Below are 17,022 nucleotides of genomic sequence, written 5' to 3' on the forward strand. Positions count from 1 at the left end.
GATCGGTCCGGAGGCGCCCCTCGTCACACCTGGGGTGCTTCCGGTCCGGGAGCCGTGGCACGCGCCGTCGTGCCGTCGTCGGCCAGGACCAGCGCGACGTAGGACCGCAGGCCGGCCGCCATGTCCACGGGCGGGCGGGTACCCCCGCGCTCGAGCAGGAACTGGACCTGGAGGCCGTCCATGAGCGCGATCAGGGCGCGAGCCGTCGACGGGATGTCGGTCCCCGGCCGCAGCCGCCCCTCGGCGGCCCGCTGCGCGAGCTCGCGACGGCTGCGCGCGAGCACCTCGTCGTACCGGTGCTGGAAGAACTCGTGCGCGGGGTGCTCGGGAGACGTCGCCTCGGCCGACAGGATGCAGTAGAGCTCGATGATCCCGGGCCGGGCCGCGTTGCGCTCGACCAGCCGGATCAGCGACTCGAAGTAGTCACCACCCTCCTCGAGGTCGGCGTAGAAGACCGCGAGATCGACCTCGTCACGGTGCTCGAGCACCGCCTGGAGGAGGCCCGACTTGGTCGGGAAGTGGTGGAGGAGGCCCGGGTGGGAGATCCCGACGCGCGAGGAGATCTCGCGCAACGACGCCGAGTGGTAGCCGACCTCACCGAAGAGCCGCATCGCGGCCTCGAGGATCTCGTCGCGCTTGGCGCGACCCTTCGCGTACCCGCGCGGGGCGATGTCGGACGCCTGGGCGGGTGCTGCCCTGCCGGGCGTCCCTGGCCGGGTTCGCTCCGCCGTCGGGCCGTCGGTGTGCGCGGTGCCTGCCGCTGTACTGGGCATGAGCCCTCCCCTGTCTGTCGGTCGTCACCGGTGCGACACGTGGTCGTGCGCCGATCACGTGACCCTATCGCCCGCAGGTAGGCGCGCGTCCGGAGGATGGCCTCCGCGGGACGCCCCGGCGACCGCCCTCGGCGCAGAGGGGCCGCTGTCGGGGACAGGACGCGGCCCACCTCCCACCGACGGACGCCGGGCCCTCCGCCGCAAGTCGCAACCCACCTTCCTCCCTCCGCCAGAAGCGCCCGCCACGGCCCGGAAGACAGGCTGGAGGCACGGCGCGCGGCACCTCGGCAGCGTGGCCGGAGGAGAAGGGATCCCCGATGCCAGCCATCGAGATCGTGGGCCTGCGCAAGTCCTACGGGACGTTCGACGCCGTCCGCGACGTGAGCTTCGCCGTCGAGCCCGGGAGGGTCGTGGGGCTGCTCGGCCCCAACGGCGCGGGCAAGACCACCACGCTCGACGTCCTGCTGGGGCTCGCGTCCGCGAGCGCCGGCACCGCGACGATCCAGGGCAGCCCGTACGCGGCCCTGGAGCACCCCGGCCGCGTCGTCGGCGCGCTGCTCGACGCGGGCGGCCTGCACCCGGGCCGCAGCGGCCGCGACCACCTGCGGGTCCTCGCGACCGCTGCCGGGATCGAGGGCCGCCGGGTCGACGAGGTGCTCGCGCTCGTCGGGATGGACCGGGCGGCCGACCGGCGCGTCCGCACGTACTCGCTGGGCATGCGCCAGCGCGTCGGGCTCGCCGCAGCCCTGCTGGGAGACCCGCAGGTCCTGGTGCTCGACGAGCCGGCGAACGGCCTGGACCCTGCGGGCATGCGGTGGATGCGCGAGGTCCTGCGTTCGTTCGCGGACGGCGGCGGCGCGGTGCTGCTCGCGAGCCACGTCCTGGCCGAGGTCACGCAGGTGGCCGACGACCTGGTCGTGATCGGCCAGGGCCAGGTCATCGCCGACGGCCCGCTCGAGGACCTCGTCCGGGGCGAGTCGCTCGAGGACTTCTACCTGAACCTGACCGCCGAGACCGAAGGAGTGCGCTGATGTTCCGCGCCGAGCTGCTCAAGCTACGCACGACCCGCACGCCCTGGATCCTCGGGATCGTCGCCCTCGCGGGCATGGTCCTGGTCCAGGTCCTGACGATCGCCCTGCCGCGCATCCTGGCCGGGCTCGAGGGCATGGGCGGCGGGGCCACCGTGGGCCTCCAGGCCTCGCCCGAGCTGACCGCCGACCTCGCTCCCGACCTCACGGGCCTCACCGACCTGGGCTCGGCCACCGTCCAGCGCGCCATGCTGGACCTGCTGGGCAACGGCCCCGCGGGCTCGGGCTCGGCGGGGGTCTCGGTCATCTGCATGCTGCTGCTGGGCGTCCTCGCGATCACGACCGACTTCCGCACCGGCGGGATCGTCCCCACGGCCCTCGTGGTCCCGTCCCGCCTACGCATCCTCGCCGGCAAGGCGGGCGCGACCGCGGTCGTCGCGCTCGTGATCGGCGCCGCGCTCGCGGTGCTCACGGCCCTGGGCCTGTTCGTGGCCGTCGCGTCGTCGCCGGGCGCGCAGCTCATGGTCGGCGCGGGCGACGTCCTGGGCGTGTGGGGGCGCGGGCTCGTGGTCCTGGTGCTGTTCGCGTGGCTGGGGCTGGGCATCGGGACGCTGATCCGGGGTCAGGTCGCCGCGATCCTGGTCGTCGTGGGGCTCGTGGTGGTCGAGCCGTTGATCCAGGCCGCGGTCGTGCTGCTCTCGGGCGGCACGTCGAGCGCGGCGGCGTGGCTGCCGCTGGGGCTGGGGTCGCTCGCGTCGACCGGCCAGAGCGCGACGTCGGTCCTGGGCGGCCTCGCCCCCCTGGGCGTCGGGGCCGCGATCCTGGGCCTGGTCGCGTGGGTCGCGGTCGCGCTCGGGTCGGGCGCGGTGACGTTCCGTCGCCGCGACCTCGTCTGACGGTCCTCTCGCGGCGGCGCCGTCGGGGGCCACGGCCACGTACCGTGGTGCCCGACGGCGCCGCTCACCCGGGTGGGCGTGTCGCCCGAGGTCGGGGCACCCGAGCCCGGGCCCGCCCGTACCGGCAGCCTCACGCACCGGCCCGCCCGACCGACTACCGGACATCGACCGCTCGACCCGAGAGGAGCCCTCGTGCTCGACGCCCTGCACCGCCGGCTCGCCGCGGTCGGCATCCGCACCGCGACGGGTCGCGACGCCCTGCTCGGCGCGGTCGTCGCGGTCCTCACGGTCGGCTTCCTGCTGGCCGTCGAGCGGGTCGCGCTGACGGACCTCGGCATCGTGGTCGACGGCGCGCCCGACTCCCTGCAGTTCTCGACCGGGGGACGGGTCGCAGCGATCGTGATCGTCGTCGCGCAGGCCATGGTGCTCACGCTGCGCCGTCGGGCACCGCTGCTCGCGCTCGCCCTGACCGTGGTGGGCCAGGTCGCGCTCGTGCCGGTGCTCCCCGCGTTCGTCTCGTTCCAGGCGCCCGCGACGCTCGTCGCGGCCTACTCGGTCGGCGCGTACGCACCGCGCCGCACGGCCCTGTGGGCGGCCGGGGCCGCGGCGGGCGTGCAGGTGCTGCTGGGCTTCGTGCTCGGCGGACCCGTGCCGATCACCTCGACGGGTCCCACGCCCGTCGCGGTCCAGGTCTGGGGCGGGCTGGCGTCCGCGCTCCTGACGTACGTGGCCTCGGCGCTCGTGGGCGCGTACGTCGGCACGCGCCGCGAGCTGTTCGCCCAGCTCCAGGGGCGCGTGGCCCAGGCCGAGCGCGAGCGCGACATGCTCGCGGCGCAGGCCGTCCTGGAGGAGCGCGGTCGCATGGCCCGCGAGCTGCACGACGTCGCCGCGCACCACCTGTCGGGGATCGTCGTCCAGGCGGCCGCGGCCGAGCGCCTGGTCGACCGCGACCCCGAGCGCGCCAAGGAGTCGATGCGCTGGATCCGCACCCAGGGACGCGAGACGCTCGACAACCTCCGCCTGGTCGTCGGCATCCTCCGCAGCTCGTCGCAGGCCGGGCCCGGCGAGCCGGACGAGGAGGCGCCGGCCGCGCCGCAACCCACGCTCGACGACGCGGACGAGCTGATCGACCTCGCACGCAGCGCGGGCGCCGAGGTGCGCGACGCGCGGCTGGGCGAGCCGTTCCTCCTGTCCCCCGCGGCGCAGCTCACGGTGTACCGCGTGCTCCAGGAGGCGCTGACCAACGCGCGCCGCCATGCGCCGGGGCGCGCGATCGAGGTCGTGACCGACTACCAGCAGGCCGCGCTCGTCCTCACGGTGACCAACCGGTTGCCGGTCGCGGCGATCAGCACCATGGGGCCGGCCAGGCCTTCCGACCCGTCCAGCGACCCGACCCCTCCCGGTCACGGCCTCATCGGCATGACCGAACGAGCGGCCCTCGTCGGCGGGACCCTCAGCGCGGGACCGGTCCCCGGAGACGGCTGGCGGGTCCGGCTCACGGTCCCCCGGCCGGCCGACGCCGTGTCCCCCACCATCCCCGTGCGCTCGGCGACGTCCGCGGACGAGCCGGGCCCCGCCGTCGGGCAGGAGGCCCCATGACCAGAGTGGTGCTGGTCGACGACCAGGCCGTCGTCCGCGCAGGCTTCACCGTGATCCTCGAGAGCGAGGGCTTCGAGGTCGTGGGCGAGGCGGCGAACGGCACGGACGCCGTGCGCGTCGCACGCCGAGAGCGTCCCGACGTCGTGTGCATGGACGTCCGCATGCCCGGCGGGGACGGCATCACGGCGACGCGCGCGCTCGCAGGACCGGGCGTCGTCGACCCCGTGCCGGTGCTCGTGGTGAGCACGTTCGACCTGGACGACTACGTGTTCGGCGCCCTGGAGGCCGGGGCGAGCGGGTTCCTGCTCAAGGACGCCGAGCCCGACGTGCTGGTCGACGCGGTGCGGCGCGTGGCGTCGGGCGAGGGTCTCGTCGACCAGACGCTCACGCGCCGCGTGATCGACGAGTTCGCCCGACGACGGTCCCCCGCCGCGCCGGACGAGACCGCCTCGGGACTGCTCACCGCGCGCGAGCACGACATCCTGGCGCTGCTGTGCCGCGGGCAGTCGAACGCCGAGATCGCCGCGACGCTGTTCCTCGAGGCGAGCACCGTGAAGTCGCACCTGAGCCGGATCATGACCAAGACGGGCATGCGCGACCGTGTCCAGCTCGTGGTGTGGGCGTACGAGCACGGGATCGCGGCGCCGTCGGCACGGTGACCCGGCCCGGGTCGCCACGGTGATCCGGCCCAGGTAGGACGTCCCGCGCGAGACAGGACGCAGCGCGCACTACCTCGCGCAGGACGTTCTACCTCGGCGCCACGGGCTGGGCGGGGGTCACGGGGAGGTACACCCGGCCGCCCGCGTCCGCGAACTCGCTCGACTTCTCCGCCATGCCGGCCTCGATCGCCTCGACCGACGTCAGCCCGTTCTTCTCGGCGTACTCGCGCACGTCCGCCGAGATCCGCATCGAGCAGAACTTGGGCCCGCACATCGAGCAGAAGTGCGCGGTCTTGGCGGGCTCGGCCGGCAGGGTCTCGTCGTGGAACGCGCGGGCCGTGTCGGGGTCGAGCGAGAGCGCGAACTGGTCGTGCCAGCGGAACTCGAACCGGGCACGGGACAGCGCGTCGTCCCGGAGCTGCGCGCGCGGGTGGCCCTTGGCGAGGTCGGCCGAGTGCGCCGCGATCCTGTACGTGATGACCCCCGTCTTGACGTCGTCGCGGTCGGGCAGCCCCAGGTGCTCCTTGGGCGTGACGTAGCAGAGCATCGCGGTCCCGGCCTGGGCGATGATCGCGGCCCCGATCGCGGACGTGATGTGGTCGTACGCGGGCGCGATGTCGGTCGCGAGCGGGCCGAGCGTGTAGAACGGCGCCTCCTCGCACAGCTCCTCCTCGAGGCGCACGTTCTCGACGATCTTGTGCATGGGGACGTGCCCCGGGCCCTCGATCATGACCTGCACGCCGTAGGACTTCGCGACCTTGGTCAGCTCGCCCAGCGTGCGCAGCTCGGCGAACTGGGCCGCGTCGTTGGCGTCCGCGATCGAGCCCGGGCGCAGGCCGTCGCCCAGCGAGAACGTCACGTCGTAGTCGCGCAGGATCTCGCACAGCTCCGCGAAGTGCGTGTACAGGAACGACTCCTGGTGGTGCGCGAGGCACCAGGCAGCCATGATCGAGCCGCCGCGGGACACGATGCCCGTGACGCGGCGAGCGGTCAGCGGGACGTAGCGCAGGAGGACGCCCGCGTGCACGGTCATGTAGTCGACGCCCTGCTCGGCCTGCTCGATCACGGTGTCGCGGTAGATCTCCCACGTGAGCTGCGCGGGATCGCCCTTGACCTTCTCGAGCGCCTGGTAGAGCGGCACGGTCCCCACGGGGATCGGGGAGTTGCGCAGCACCCACTCGCGGGTCTCGTGGATGTCCTTGCCCGTCGAGAGGTCCATGAGGGTGTCCGCGCCCCAGCGGGCGGCCCACACCATCTTCTCGACCTCCTCCTCGATCGAGGACGTCACGGCCGAGTTGCCGATGTTCGCGTTGATCTTCACGCCGAACGCCTTGCCGATGATCATGGGCTCGATCTCGGGGTGGCGGCGGTTGGCCGGGATCACGGCCCTGCCCCGCGCGACCTCGTCGCGCACGAGATCGACGTCGACACCCTCGCGGGCCGCGACGAAGCGCATCTCGTCGGTCACGACCCCGGCCCGCGCCCAGGCGAGCTGCGTCCGGGCGCCACCCGTGCCGCGCTCGGTGGGGGCGGCGTCGGGCCGGAGCCAGGACGCACGCAGGGCGGGCAGGCCGCCCGCGAGGTCGAACGCCGCGGGGTCGTCCGACGAGGTGTACGGGCCCGAGGTGTCGTACAGGTCCAGGTGCTCGCCGTTGCTCAGGTGCACGCGGCGCTCGGGGACGCGCAGGTGCTCCGCACCCGGGACCGGGTGGTGGACCTTGACGGACCCCGCGATGGGTCCGGTCGTGATGGTGTGCGCGGACGACCCGGTGGTCACAGCGGGTGCAGCGGTGGCGGGCCCGGTGGTTGCGGGCACAGCGGTCTCAGAGCTCATGGCTCTCTCCCTACGTCGGCATGATCCGAACAGGTTCGAACGGTCGGCGGCGCTGAGCCGCCCTCTCAGCTCGCTGCTGCGAGCTCCCGTGGGTGTGTGGAGTTGTGGGTCGTGCTGGTGGTGCGGTGTGCTGGGTGGTGCGCGGCCACCGTAGCGCACGGCGCTGGGCGCCGGCGCGCGGGTCCCACGACCGCCCCTCTCCCCGTGAGTGCGGAGCTCTTGCGAGAAACGCCGGGCGTGTCGCGCAAGAGCTCCGCACTCGGCGACTGGCCTGGATCACCCGTCCGTCGGTGCCCCGTCCGCGATGTCGTCGGACGTGTCGGGCTGGTAGACGCACACCCACAGCGCACCGGCGCGCACGCTGACCTCGAGCTTCTTCGACGGCTCGATCACGTCGCCGTCGAGCTGGCGCGGCTGCGGCCGGTCGGAGATCACCGAGATCCGTGACCCGCGCAGCACCTCCATGTTGGGGACGCGCCTGCGTCCACGCAGCACCCCGACGAGGAGCTGGACCCAGTGGCCCAGGTTGCGGGGCGCGAGGATCGCGACGTCCATCTGCCCGTTGTCGGGCACGGCGTCGGGCAGCAGGTTGACGCCTGCCTGGAGCTTGCCGACGTTCCCCACGAGCACGCTGCGCGCCCGACGGCGCAGCACCGGCCGGTCGTCGACGCGCACCTCGACCTTCATCTCGTCGTCGGCGAGGTGCTTGAACGCCGAGACGACGTAGGCGAGCGCACCCGCCTTGGCCTTGAGCGCGGTCGGTGCGTCCTCCATCATCGCGGCGTCGAGCCCCATGCCCGCCATGACGGCGAACGCCTGTCCGTCGACCTCGCCGATGTCCACGGCGCGGCGCCCTCGGTCGAGCGCGAGGCGGATGCCGTCCTCCGGGTTCGGCGGGATGCCGAGGTTGGTCGCGAGGAGGTTGCCCGTGCCGCCGGGAAGGACCGCGAGGGCCGCCTCGGTCCCGACGAGCCCTTCGATGCAGGCGCGCACGGTGCCGTCGCCGCCGCTCACGAACACGACCTCGGCGCCGTCGTCGACGGCCTGCCGGGCCTGGCCGGTGCCGGGGTCCTCGGCGGTCGTCTCGAGCCAGGCCGGGGCGGGCCAGCCCGCGTCGGCGAGCTGGGCCTCGATGGTCCGGCGGAGCTCGTCGAGCCCCTCGACCCGGTTCGGGTTGACGATGACCGCTGAACGGAGCGGAGCGTGGTCGAGACGTTGCTGGGCGGCGGGCTCGGGCGTTGCTTCGTGGGACGGGTTCACACCTGAGTATGTCGCGACGGGCACCGGCTCGCCCGACAAGCGGACACCTCGGACCTTCCGGACGCCCTCAGTACCCGAAGACCTGCACCCAGGTGTTTCCCGCGCGCCCCAGTCCCATCGCCGTGAAGTCGCAGTTGAGGATGTTCGCACGGTGCCCCTCGGACGCCATCCACGCGTCGACCACGGCCTGGGCGGTCTGCTGACCGGACGCGATGTTCTCGCCGCCGGGCCGCGCGTACCCCTGGGCGGTCACGCGGTCGCCGAACGTGCGCCCGTCGAGGCTCGTGTGGCTGAAGTACCCCTGGTCGACCATGTCCTGCGCGTGCAGGGTCGCGGCGCGGGCGAGCTGGTCGTCGGCCCGCAGGGCCGGGCAGCTCGCGGCCGCACGGTGCGCGTTGACGAGGTTCAGCACGGCAGCCATGTCTCCCGTGCCCGACGACGGAGCTCCCCCGGTCGAACCGGTTCCGCCCGTCGAGGGGGCAGGGTCCGCGAGCAGCGCGGCCTGGGTCGCGGCACCCGCCACACCGTCGGGCGCGAGGCCTCGTGCCGCCTGGAACGTGCGCAGCGCGCGGTCGGTCCCCGCACCGAACTCGCCGTCGGCCAGGACCGTGGCCCCGTGCACCTGCAGCCGCTCCTGGATCGCCTGGACCTCGGGTCCGGTCGCGCCGAGCTGCGGCGGGCCCGCGGGAGCGGTCGCCTCGGGCGCGGGCGCGGGCTCGGGAGCCGGCTCCGGGGGCGCGTCGGGCGCCGGGGAGGCCGGCTGCGCTCCCCCTGGGGCCTTCGGGGATGCCGACGGCTGCGCCGTACCGCCCTCGGCGAGGACCGGCCCGCGCGGGGCGTCGCTCCGGCTCGCGCGGTCGACGTCGCGGCCGAGCGCGGCGTCCCAGCGCGCGCCGATCGGCTCGAGGCCCGGCCCCTGGCCGCCGACCTCCTGGACGGCCGGGACCGCGAGCAGGCCGCCCACGAGGCCGAGCGTGACGACCATGACCTGGGGCAGCGCGGTCACGCGACGCACCTCGCTCCCCGCGCGGGCGTGGCGGACGGCCTCGGCCCGGCGTCGGCGCCGGGTGGCACGGGACGACGGGGACACGATCTGCTCGGCGCGACGACGCTCGGCCCGGGTCTGCGGAAGGTGGTCGGGCACGGGGGAATCCAGCGGCACGAGGGACCTTCCGTCGGTGGAACGTGGGCTGATCGTCCAGTATGCCCGTTCGGTCGGAGCGTGGCCAGGTTCGCAGCCCTCGGCGGGACCCGCTCAGGTCCGTGCCGGGCCGGAGTACTTGTCCGGCCCGCTGATCTCGATCATGTTCTGGCTCATCGGCCGCTCCCGCTCAGGGCGCGCTCGGACGGCGCGACGCCGGCCGAGTCGTGCGAGGTCTCCCGGGCGCGGCCACGACGGGTCAGCACCGACGTCCCGACGAGGACAGCACCGACGACGGCCGCGATCACCATGCCCGGCGTGGCCGCGTTCCACCACCCGGCGCCCTGGAACAGCAGGGCCCGCCCACCGTCCGCGAGGAACCTCAAGGGGTTCCACGGGTGGACGAAGTCCTGCCAGAAGGCGGGCAGGAACTCGTACGGCAGGTCGGCGGTCCCCATGCCCAGCACCAGCATCGCGACCGGCACGACCATCCCTGCCGTGCCGAGCCAGTTCACCGACCCGATCACGAGCGTCATGAGGGCGAACGACGAGATCGCGAGGAAGACCGCCGAGTCGCCGACCGGCAGGCCCGCCGCGGGGGCCATGGTCGACAGGACCCACGACGCAGCCACCCCGACGACGGCTGCGGCCGCGGCCGCCAGCCCGAGCTGCACGAGCACCGTCCGACCCCGACCGGTGCTCGCCAGAGGGAACGTCGCACGGATGACGATGCCGGTCGCGTAGGACGAGATGTAGGTCAGGATCATGAAGACCATGGGCAGGAAGCTGGCGAGCATGCCCAGCGACTCGGGCACCTCGTCGTAGTACTCGGTCTGCACCGGCACCCCGGACCCCGGGGCCAGCGCGGCCAGAGAGCCCGACAGCTGACTGGTCACCATGGGGTTCTTGCCCTCGTTGATCACGAGCCGCAGCGCGCTCACCTCGCCCGCCCCCTGCTGCGCTGCGGCCTGCGACGCGGTGAAGTCCGCCGGGATCACGAGCGCCGCGTAGACGTCGCCGTCCGCGAGGGCCGCGTCGAGCTCCGTCTGCGAGCTCAGCGAGACCCACTCGATCATCCCGTCGCCGTCGTTCTCCTGGACGGCCGCCGCCACCTGCCCGCCGGCGCTCACCCGCCCCGCGGCGGTCTCCATCCCCTCGTCGAGATCGACGACCGCGACCGGCAGGTCCCGGGGTTCCATCGACACCATGGGGGCCATCAGCAGGGCGCCCGCACCCAGGGCGACCAGCAGGACCACGAACGGCCTGATCCAACGCGGCATGAGCCCACTCCTCTTTCAGCACACGATACGTACCGTATCTTGCACCTACGGTAGGCTCACGACCGAAGAAACGCAACGTACTCAGGAGGACGCGGTGGCAGAGTCCGCCAAGGCGCCCACCGCGGCGCCTCCGGCGCGCAGGGGTGGCGAAGAGCTCGACGAGGCGATCCGCGAGGCCGTCCGCGAGGAGCTCGCCGAGCGCGGCTACGCCGGCCTGACGTTCGAAGGTGTCGCCCGCAGAGCACGGACGTCCAAGCCCGTGATCTACCGCCGCTACCCCTCGCGCGCGCTCATGGTGGTCGACGCCTGGGTCCGGCACGCACCGGCCGACCTGCCGACACAGACCACCGGGAGCCTCCGCGAGGACCTGCTCGCGCTCGGCCGCGCGTTCGTGGTCCGGTTCGAGCGGATCGGGCTGGGCACCCTGCGTGGACTCATGGCCGAGGTCGACGAGGACTTCCTCCCGTACCTCGACCAGGCGGCCACCGCCTCCGCGCAGGAGATCCTGGGCGCGGCGATCGACGCCGCGCGCCGACGCGGCGAGATCGGGCCGGAGCCCCTGCCGCCACGCGTCCTGCAGATCCCGCTCGTCCTCGTCCGCCACGAGCTGCTCTTCCAGGGGCACATCGACGAGGCCGCCCTCACCGACATGGTCGACACCGTGTGCCTCCCGCTGTTGACCGCGGGCCGCGGCCGCGGCCGCTGAGAGGCCACCACCCGAGCGCCCGGCCCGTCGCCCGGCAGTCCGTCCGGGGACGCACGAAGGCCCGGCCCCTTCCGGGACCGGGCCTTCCGCGCACGGGGTGAGCGCCGTCGTCGGGCAGGAGGATCCCCCGCCCGACGACGCGCGCCTCACCGGTGCGTCACTGCCGGACGCTCAGCTCGAGCCCCTCGCCCTCGGCCTGCGAACGCTCGACGACGATCGTGTCGCCGTCCGCGATCTCGCCCGCGAGCAGCTTGCGCGCGAGGCGGTCGCCGATCTCGCGCTGCACCAGACGGCGCAGCGGGCGCGCCCCGTACGCGGGGTCGAAGCCCTCGAGCGCGAGCCACTCGCGCGCTCCGGCCGTGACCTCGAGCGTCAGGCGACGGTCCGCGAGCCGCTCGCCGAGCCGGTCGACCGCGATGTCCACGATCCGCCCCAGCTCGTCGAGGTTCAGCGCGTCGAAGATCACGACGTCGTCGAGCCGGTTGATGAACTCGGGCTTGAAGCTCGCCCGCACGGCCGACATGACGCCCTCGCGCTTGGCCGCGTCGTCGAGCAGCGGGTCCACGAGGAACTGCGAGCCCAGGTTCGACGTCAGCACCAGGATGACGTTGCGGAAGTCGACCGTGCGGCCCTGGCCGTCGGTCAGGCGACCGTCGTCGAGGACCTGGAGCAGGATGTCGAAGACCTCCGGGTGCGCCTTCTCGACCTCGTCGAGCAGCACGACCGAGTACGGCCTGCGCCGCACGGCCTCGGTGAGCTGGCCGCCCTCCTCGTAGCCGACGTAGCCCGGAGGGGCACCGACCAGGCGCGAGACGCTGTGCTTCTCGCTGTACTCCGACATGTCGATGCGCACCATGGCGCGCTCGTCGTCGAACAGGAAGTCCGCGAGCGCCTTCGCGAGCTCGGTCTTGCCGACGCCCGTGGGCCCGAGGAACAGGAACGAGCCCGTGGGGCGGTCGGGGTCCGCCACTCCCGCGCGCGAACGCCGCACGGCGTCCGACACCGCGGCCACCGCGGCCTTCTGCCCGATCAGGCGCTTGCCGATCACGTCCTCCATGTGGAGGAGCTTCTCGGACTCGCCCTGGAGCATGCGGCCCGCGGGGATGCCGGTCCACGCGGACACGACCTCGGCGATCTCGTCCGCGCCGACCTTGTCGGCGATCATCGGCGCCTGCTGCGCCGTGGCGGACTCGTCGCTGTCGATCGACGCCTCCTCCTGCTCGGCGGCCTGGAGCTGCTCCTGGAGCTGCGGGATCTCGCCGTACTGGATACGACCCGCGGTCTCGAGGTCGCCCTCGCGGATGGCCCGCTCGACCTGGACGCGCAGCTCGTCGAGCTTGGCGCGCAGGTCACCGACGCGGTTGTGGCCCGCCTTCTCGGCGTCCCAGCGTGCGGTCAGCGCGGACAGCTCCTCGCGGCGGTCGGCCAGGTCGGCACGCAGCTTCTCGAGGCGCTCGCGCGACGCGGGGTCGTCGGACTCGGAGAGCACGACCTCCTCCATCTCGAGGCGCGTGACGGCCCGCTGGAGCTCGTCGATCTCGACGGGCGAGGAGTCGAGCTCCATGCGCAGGCGCGACGCGGCCTCGTCGACCAGGTCGATCGCCTTGTCGGGGAGCTGGCGGCCCGTGATGTAGCGGTCGGACAGCGCGGCGGCGGCCACGAGCGCCGAGTCCGCGATCGTCACCTTGTGGTGCGCCTCGTAGCGCTCCTTGAGCCCGCGCAGGATCGCGACCGTGTCCTCGACCGAGGGCTCGCCCACGAAGACCTGCTGGAAGCGGCGCTCGAGGGCCGGGTCCTTCTCGATGTGCTCGCGGTACTCGTCGAGGGTCGTGGCGCCGACCAGGCGCAGCTCGCCGCGCGCGAGCATGGGCTTGAGCATGTTGCCCGCGTCCATGGCGCCCTCGCCGCCGGCCCCCGCACCGACCACGGTGTGGAGCTCGTCGATGAAGGTCACGACCTCGCCGTCGGAGGACTTGATCTCCTCCAGGACGGCCTTGAGCCGCTCCTCGAACTCACCGCGGTACTTGGCTCCCGCGACCATGGCCGCGAGGTCGAGCGAGATGAGCTTCTTGCCCTTGAGCGAGTCGGGGACGTCGCCCGCGACGATGCGCTGGGCGAGGCCCTCGACGACGGCCGTCTTGCCGACACCGGGCTCGCCGATCAGGACAGGGTTGTTCTTGGTGCGCCGCGACAGCACCTGCACGACGCGGCGGATCTCCGAGTCACGCCCGATCACGGGGTCGAGCTTGCCCTCGGCCGCGGCAGCGGTGAGGTCCTGGCCGTACTGCTCGAGGGCCTTGTAGGTGCCCTCGGGGTTGGGGCTGGTGACGCGGCCCGAGCCGCGGACCGCGGGCAGGGCCGAGCGCAGCGCGTCCGCGCTCGCCCCGGCGTCCGTGAGGATCTGCGCGGCGGGCGAGGAACCTGCGGCGATGCCGATGAGCAGGTGCTCGGTCGAGACGTACTCGTCCCCCATGCCCTGGGCCTCCTTCGAGGCCAGGTCGAGGGCGGTCGACGTCGCGCGCGACGCCGTCGGCTGCGCGACGGCCGAGCCGCTCGCTGTGGGCAGCGCGACGAGCGCCGCGCGCACCTTCTGGCCGATGGCCTGGGCGTTCGCCCCCACGGCGTCGAGGAGCCCGACGGCGACGCCACCCTCCTGCGTGAGCAGTGCGGCGAGCAGGTGGACGGGTTCGAGCTGGGGGTTGCCGGCGGCCGAGGCGGTCTGGATCGCCTCGCCGATGGCCTGCTGGGACATGGTGGTGAACTTGGTGTCCATGGGGTCTCCGGTACTTCTGGGGTCTGGGTCTACCTGGATCAACGCGACCAAACTTGAGCCTATTCCACTCAAGTCTGTCCGTCATGTCGGCAGCCGGGCACGACGGCTGCCGTCCCAACGGGTGGTTCCCCTTTTCTCGTCCCGTGATCCACGGGATGCTGGGGGCGTGACTACACGACGGCTCGAACCTCCTGCCACCCTCGCACCGGACCGTGGCGACCGCACGACGGCACCGGCCCGCACGGGTGGCCAGCGTCCCTCCGACCTCACCGCCGGGGGTGCCCTGTGAACCTCGTCCTCGTCGCGATCGTGGTGATCGTGCTCCTCGGGCTCGTCGCCATCGGGCTCGTCACCTGGCTGCTCCTGCGCCCCCGCAAGGCGCCGGTCGCCCAGCCGTACGGTTACGGCGCCCCCGTCGAGGGCTATCCGGCACAGCCCCCGTACCCTGGGCAGCCTGCGCACCCGGCGCAGCCGACGTACCCCGGGCAGCCTGCGCTCACGGGTCAGCCGCCGTACCCGGCGCAGCCCCCGCACGAGGTCGGGGCCCAGGCCGTCCCGGTCGACCAGTACGCACCGCAGCAGACCCCGCCGGCACCTCCGGCGCCGCCCGCACCGACCGCCGGTCAGCAGTTCGCCCCGCCGCACGTGCCCGGTCCTCAGGTTCCCGACGCGCCCGCACAGTACGCGCCTCCGGCCGCCTCTCCGCAGCCCGCGCAGACCTGGACGGCAGAGGTCACCGAGCCCGGGACCGAGCAGGCCGACGACTCCGAGCTCGACGAGACCACGCGCCTGCGCGAGGACCTGCGTCCGGCCCCGGCGGCGGCACCCCCGGCCCCCGCCGGCCCTCCCGCTCCTCCCGCGAGCCCCGCACCTCCCGCCTGATCGGCGGCCCTCGCCCGCTCGGCAGGGTGAGCGAGCCGACGGGGCCCCGCGCGCGACGGCGCGGTGACCACCCGGCCGTGCCGGGACGAGCGGGACCTCGAGGTCCCGCTCGTCCTGACAGGCCTCCCCGCGGGGGGCACAATGGCGGCACCGCGATACCGCCCGAGTACGCGGGCGAAGGGCTGCACCATGACGAACGGCTGGCACCAGGACGTCCTCGGCCCCGAGTGGGTCGCCCGCACGCTCGACCTCCCCGACGGCGACACCGCGACGCTCGTCCGCAAGGCGACGCCCCCCGCGGGAGGTGAGCGACGCCGTCGGGCCGTGCTGTACGTCCACGGGTTCGTCGACTACTTCTTCCAGGCCCATCTCGGGGACGCGTTCGAGGACCACGGCTACGCGTTCTACGCGATCGACCTGCGGGGCTACGGCCGCTCGCTCGCGCACTGGACCGAGGCGGGCAAGGACCCCAACATGGTCGACGACCTGAGCGTCTACGCCCAGGACCTCGACGCCGCGGCCGCCACGATCCGGGCCGAGGGGCACGACGAGCTCGTCGTGGTGGGGCACTCGACGGGAGGCCTCGTCACGAGCCTGTGGGCCAACGCACGGCCGGGGAAGGTCGCCGCTCTCGTCCTCAACAGCCCGTGGTTCGACCTCAACTCGAGCTGGTTCGACCGCGTGGTCTCGACCCGGGTGATCGACGTCGTCGGGCGCTTCGCCCCTCGCCTGAAGGTCGGGTCGCTCGACGACGCCTACGGGCAGGCGCTGCACGCCGGGACCGGGGGCGAGTGGGACTACGAGCTCGGCTGGAAGCCCCACGAGGGCTTCCCCGTCCGGGCCGGCTGGCTGCGCGAGATCCGTCGCGGGCACGCGCAGGTCGCGCGCGGTCTGCACATCGAGTGCCCCGTGCTCGTCCTGACCTCGACGCGGTCCGGACCGAACAAGGGCTGGCACCCCGAGGTCGTCACGACGGACAGCGTCCTGGACGTCCAGCACATCAAGGACCGCGCCCCGGGGCTCGGTGACGACGTGACGCTCGTGGAGATCGAGGGCGGCGCGCACGACCTGGTGCTGTCTCCCGAGCCCGCGCGCAGCGTGTTCCTCGACGAGGTGCTCGGCTGGCTGGACGCGCGGCTGCCCGCCTGACGAGGCGCGCCGCGCGCCACCCGCGCTATCTCGGCTCGTCCGACGGCACGAGCGACGGCTCGCTCGCCGGGGACACCGAGATCACGGCCCCGGCGATCACCGGGGCCGCGGTCGCACGACGCTCGAGCGCGTCGATGCGCTCGGCGACCACGTGCTCGTCGGCGTCACCCACGAGGTCGACGCTCGCGACCAGGTAGAGCGAGCGCGGACCCACGTACTCCAGACGCAGGTAGGTCACCCGTTCGACCTCGGGGTCGGCGAGCAGCTCGCGCAGCGCCGCGTCGCGCGTCGCGGCCCCCGCAGGCTCGCCCACGAGGAAGCGGCGGTTGCGGTCGATGAGGATCCACGAGATGACACCGAGGATCAGCCCGACGACGATCGAGCCGATCGCGTCCGGGACGGGCGACCCCGTGACCTGATGGAGGAAGATCCCGACGAACGCCACGACGAGCCCCATGAGCGCCGCGGCGTCCTCGGCGAACACGGCCCGCAACGTCGGGTCGGACGTGACCAGGACGTGCTGGAGCAGGTCGCGCTCGGCCGCCTTGGCCTCCTTGCGCGCCTGACGGTTCGCCTGGAGGAACGACGTCCCCTCGAGCACGAACGCGAGCGCCAGGACCGCGTAGGCGACCCCGAAGTCGTCGGCGGGCTCCGGGTGGACGAGCTCCTGGATGCCGTGCGTGATCGAGACTCCCGCGCCCACGGCGAACAGCCCGAGCGCCGCGAACATCGACCACACGTACGCCTCGCGCCCGAACCCCAGCGGGTGGTCGTGGTCCGCGGGCTTGCGCGAGCGCTTGTTCGCGAGGAGCAGGAACACCTCGTTGCCCGTGTCGGCCCACGAGTGCACCGCCTCGGCGACCATCGACGCCGAGCCCGTGATGACCGCAGCCCCCGACTTGGCCACCGCGATGAGCAGGTTCGCCCCGAACGCGACGATCACCGTGAGTGCGCTCTCGGCGTGCTCCTCGGTCTTGACGACGCGGGGACTGTCGGCGACGGGGGACGACGAGGGCGGCTGGGTCGACGAGGTCATGTAGCG

General features: G+C 73.4%; 14 protein-coding genes and 1 riboswitch. Of the genes, 7 read left to right on the forward strand and 7 right to left on the reverse strand.

The features are described 5' to 3' along the window. Positions 1 to 23: 23 nt before the first annotated feature. Positions 24 to 773 (reverse strand): TetR/AcrR family transcriptional regulator, encoded by a 750-nt coding sequence (locus tag ACFWFR_RS04045; protein WP_191800983.1) that lies wholly within the window; start codon positions 771 to 773, stop codon positions 24 to 26. A gap of 317 nt (positions 774 to 1,090) precedes the next feature. Here ACFWFR_RS04045 and ACFWFR_RS04050 point away from each other — a divergent pair, with 317 nt between their 5' ends. The 4 genes from ACFWFR_RS04050 (at position 1,091) to ACFWFR_RS04065 (ending at position 4,955) form a co-directional block, all read left to right on the forward strand. Then, positions 1,091 to 1,804, forward strand: coding sequence for an ABC transporter ATP-binding protein (locus ACFWFR_RS04050; protein WP_377617946.1), 714 nt, complete (start codon positions 1,091 to 1,093; stop codon positions 1,802 to 1,804). Then, positions 1,804 to 2,697, forward strand: a complete 894-nt coding sequence (locus ACFWFR_RS04055) for a hypothetical protein (protein WP_377621359.1) — start codon at positions 1,804 to 1,806, stop codon at positions 2,695 to 2,697. Before ACFWFR_RS04050 ends, ACFWFR_RS04055 begins: the two co-directional genes overlap by 1 nt. Before the next feature lie 192 nt (positions 2,698 to 2,889). Continuing rightward, positions 2,890 to 4,296: a sensor histidine kinase gene (locus tag ACFWFR_RS04060; RefSeq protein WP_377621360.1), complete on the forward strand. Its 1,407-nt coding sequence runs from the start codon at positions 2,890 to 2,892 to the stop codon at positions 4,294 to 4,296. Further along, positions 4,293 to 4,955, forward strand: a complete 663-nt coding sequence (locus ACFWFR_RS04065) for a response regulator transcription factor (protein ID WP_191800991.1) — start codon at positions 4,293 to 4,295, stop codon at positions 4,953 to 4,955. The genes ACFWFR_RS04060 and ACFWFR_RS04065 overlap by 4 nt, the downstream gene beginning before the upstream one ends. 88 nt (positions 4,956 to 5,043) lie before the next feature. Here the strand turns inward: ACFWFR_RS04065 and thiC are convergent, their stop codons facing one another. From thiC to ACFWFR_RS04085, 4 genes are all read right to left on the reverse strand, one after another. Beyond that, complete coding sequence (gene thiC / locus ACFWFR_RS04070; protein ID WP_377621362.1) at positions 5,044 to 6,789, reverse strand: phosphomethylpyrimidine synthase ThiC; 1,746 nt, start codon at positions 6,787 to 6,789, stop codon at positions 5,044 to 5,046. After that, positions 6,780 to 6,889, reverse strand: a riboswitch (TPP riboswitch). It overlaps the preceding gene by 10 nt. Positions 6,890 to 7,065: 176 nt before the next feature. After that, on the reverse strand, positions 7,066 to 8,049 hold the full coding sequence (locus ACFWFR_RS04075) for a diacylglycerol/lipid kinase family protein (RefSeq protein WP_377621364.1): 984 nt from the start codon (positions 8,047 to 8,049) through the stop codon (positions 7,066 to 7,068). Between the two features lie 67 nt (positions 8,050 to 8,116). After that, positions 8,117 to 9,193 (reverse strand): CAP domain-containing protein, encoded by a 1,077-nt coding sequence (locus tag ACFWFR_RS04080; protein ID WP_377621366.1) that lies wholly within the window; start codon positions 9,191 to 9,193, stop codon positions 8,117 to 8,119. 170 nt (positions 9,194 to 9,363) lie between these two features. Next, positions 9,364 to 10,470 (reverse strand): YhgE/Pip domain-containing protein, encoded by a 1,107-nt coding sequence (locus tag ACFWFR_RS04085; protein WP_377621368.1) that lies wholly within the window; start codon positions 10,468 to 10,470, stop codon positions 9,364 to 9,366. A gap of 94 nt (positions 10,471 to 10,564) precedes the next feature. Here ACFWFR_RS04085 and ACFWFR_RS04090 point away from each other — a divergent pair, with 94 nt between their 5' ends. Next, on the forward strand, positions 10,565 to 11,176 hold the full coding sequence (locus ACFWFR_RS04090) for a TetR/AcrR family transcriptional regulator (RefSeq protein WP_377621369.1): 612 nt from the start codon (positions 10,565 to 10,567) through the stop codon (positions 11,174 to 11,176). A 157-nt stretch (positions 11,177 to 11,333) separates the two neighbouring features. On the opposite strand, the gene clpB is transcribed toward ACFWFR_RS04090, so the two are convergent. Further along, positions 11,334 to 13,949, reverse strand: coding sequence for an ATP-dependent chaperone ClpB (gene clpB / locus ACFWFR_RS04095; protein ID WP_377621370.1), 2,616 nt, complete (start codon positions 13,947 to 13,949; stop codon positions 11,334 to 11,336). Between the two features lie 285 nt (positions 13,950 to 14,234). On the opposite strand from clpB, the gene ACFWFR_RS04100 reads away from it, so the two are divergent. Further along, positions 14,235 to 14,831, forward strand: a complete 597-nt coding sequence (locus tag ACFWFR_RS04100; protein ID WP_377621372.1) for a hypothetical protein — start codon at positions 14,235 to 14,237, stop codon at positions 14,829 to 14,831. Between the two features lie 189 nt (positions 14,832 to 15,020). Then, positions 15,021 to 15,980 carry an alpha/beta hydrolase gene (locus ACFWFR_RS04105; RefSeq protein WP_377621374.1) on the forward strand — a complete coding sequence of 320 codons (960 nt, stop codon included), beginning with the start codon at positions 15,021 to 15,023 and terminating at the stop codon, positions 15,978 to 15,980. A 25-nt stretch (positions 15,981 to 16,005) separates the two neighbouring features. Here ACFWFR_RS04105 and ACFWFR_RS04110 read toward each other — a convergent pair whose 3' ends face one another. Then, on the reverse strand, positions 16,006 to 17,016 hold the full coding sequence (locus ACFWFR_RS04110; RefSeq protein WP_377621376.1) for a cation diffusion facilitator family transporter: 1,011 nt from the start codon (positions 17,014 to 17,016) through the stop codon (positions 16,006 to 16,008). Positions 17,017 to 17,022 lie beyond the last annotated feature (6 nt).

This window comes from Oerskovia sp. NPDC060287 (assembly GCF_042726775.1).
GTDB classification, from domain to species: domain Bacteria; phylum Actinomycetota; class Actinomycetes; order Actinomycetales; family Cellulomonadaceae; genus Oerskovia; species Oerskovia merdavium.

Coding starts and splice junctions, on each gene's coding strand:
- ACFWFR_RS04045 (WP_191800983.1), bottom strand. CDS start 773: ATGCCCAGTACAGCGGCAGGCACCGCGCACACCGACGGCCCGACGGCG.
- ACFWFR_RS04050 (WP_377617946.1), top strand. CDS start 1,091: ATGCCAGCCATCGAGATCGTGGGCCTGCGCAAGTCCTACGGGACGTTC.
- ACFWFR_RS04055 (WP_377621359.1), top strand. CDS start 1,804: ATGTTCCGCGCCGAGCTGCTCAAGCTACGCACGACCCGCACGCCCTGG.
- ACFWFR_RS04065 (WP_191800991.1), top strand. CDS start 4,293: ATGACCAGAGTGGTGCTGGTCGACGACCAGGCCGTCGTCCGCGCAGGC.
- thiC (WP_377621362.1), bottom strand. CDS start 6,789: ATGAGCTCTGAGACCGCTGTGCCCGCAACCACCGGGCCCGCCACCGCT.
- ACFWFR_RS04085 (WP_377621368.1), bottom strand. CDS start 10,470: ATGCCGCGTTGGATCAGGCCGTTCGTGGTCCTGCTGGTCGCCCTGGGT.
- clpB (WP_377621370.1), bottom strand. CDS start 13,949: ATGGACACCAAGTTCACCACCATGTCCCAGCAGGCCATCGGCGAGGCG.
- ACFWFR_RS04105 (WP_377621374.1), top strand. CDS start 15,021: ATGACGAACGGCTGGCACCAGGACGTCCTCGGCCCCGAGTGGGTCGCC.
- ACFWFR_RS04110 (WP_377621376.1), bottom strand. CDS start 17,016: ATGACCTCGTCGACCCAGCCGCCCTCGTCGTCCCCCGTCGCCGACAGT.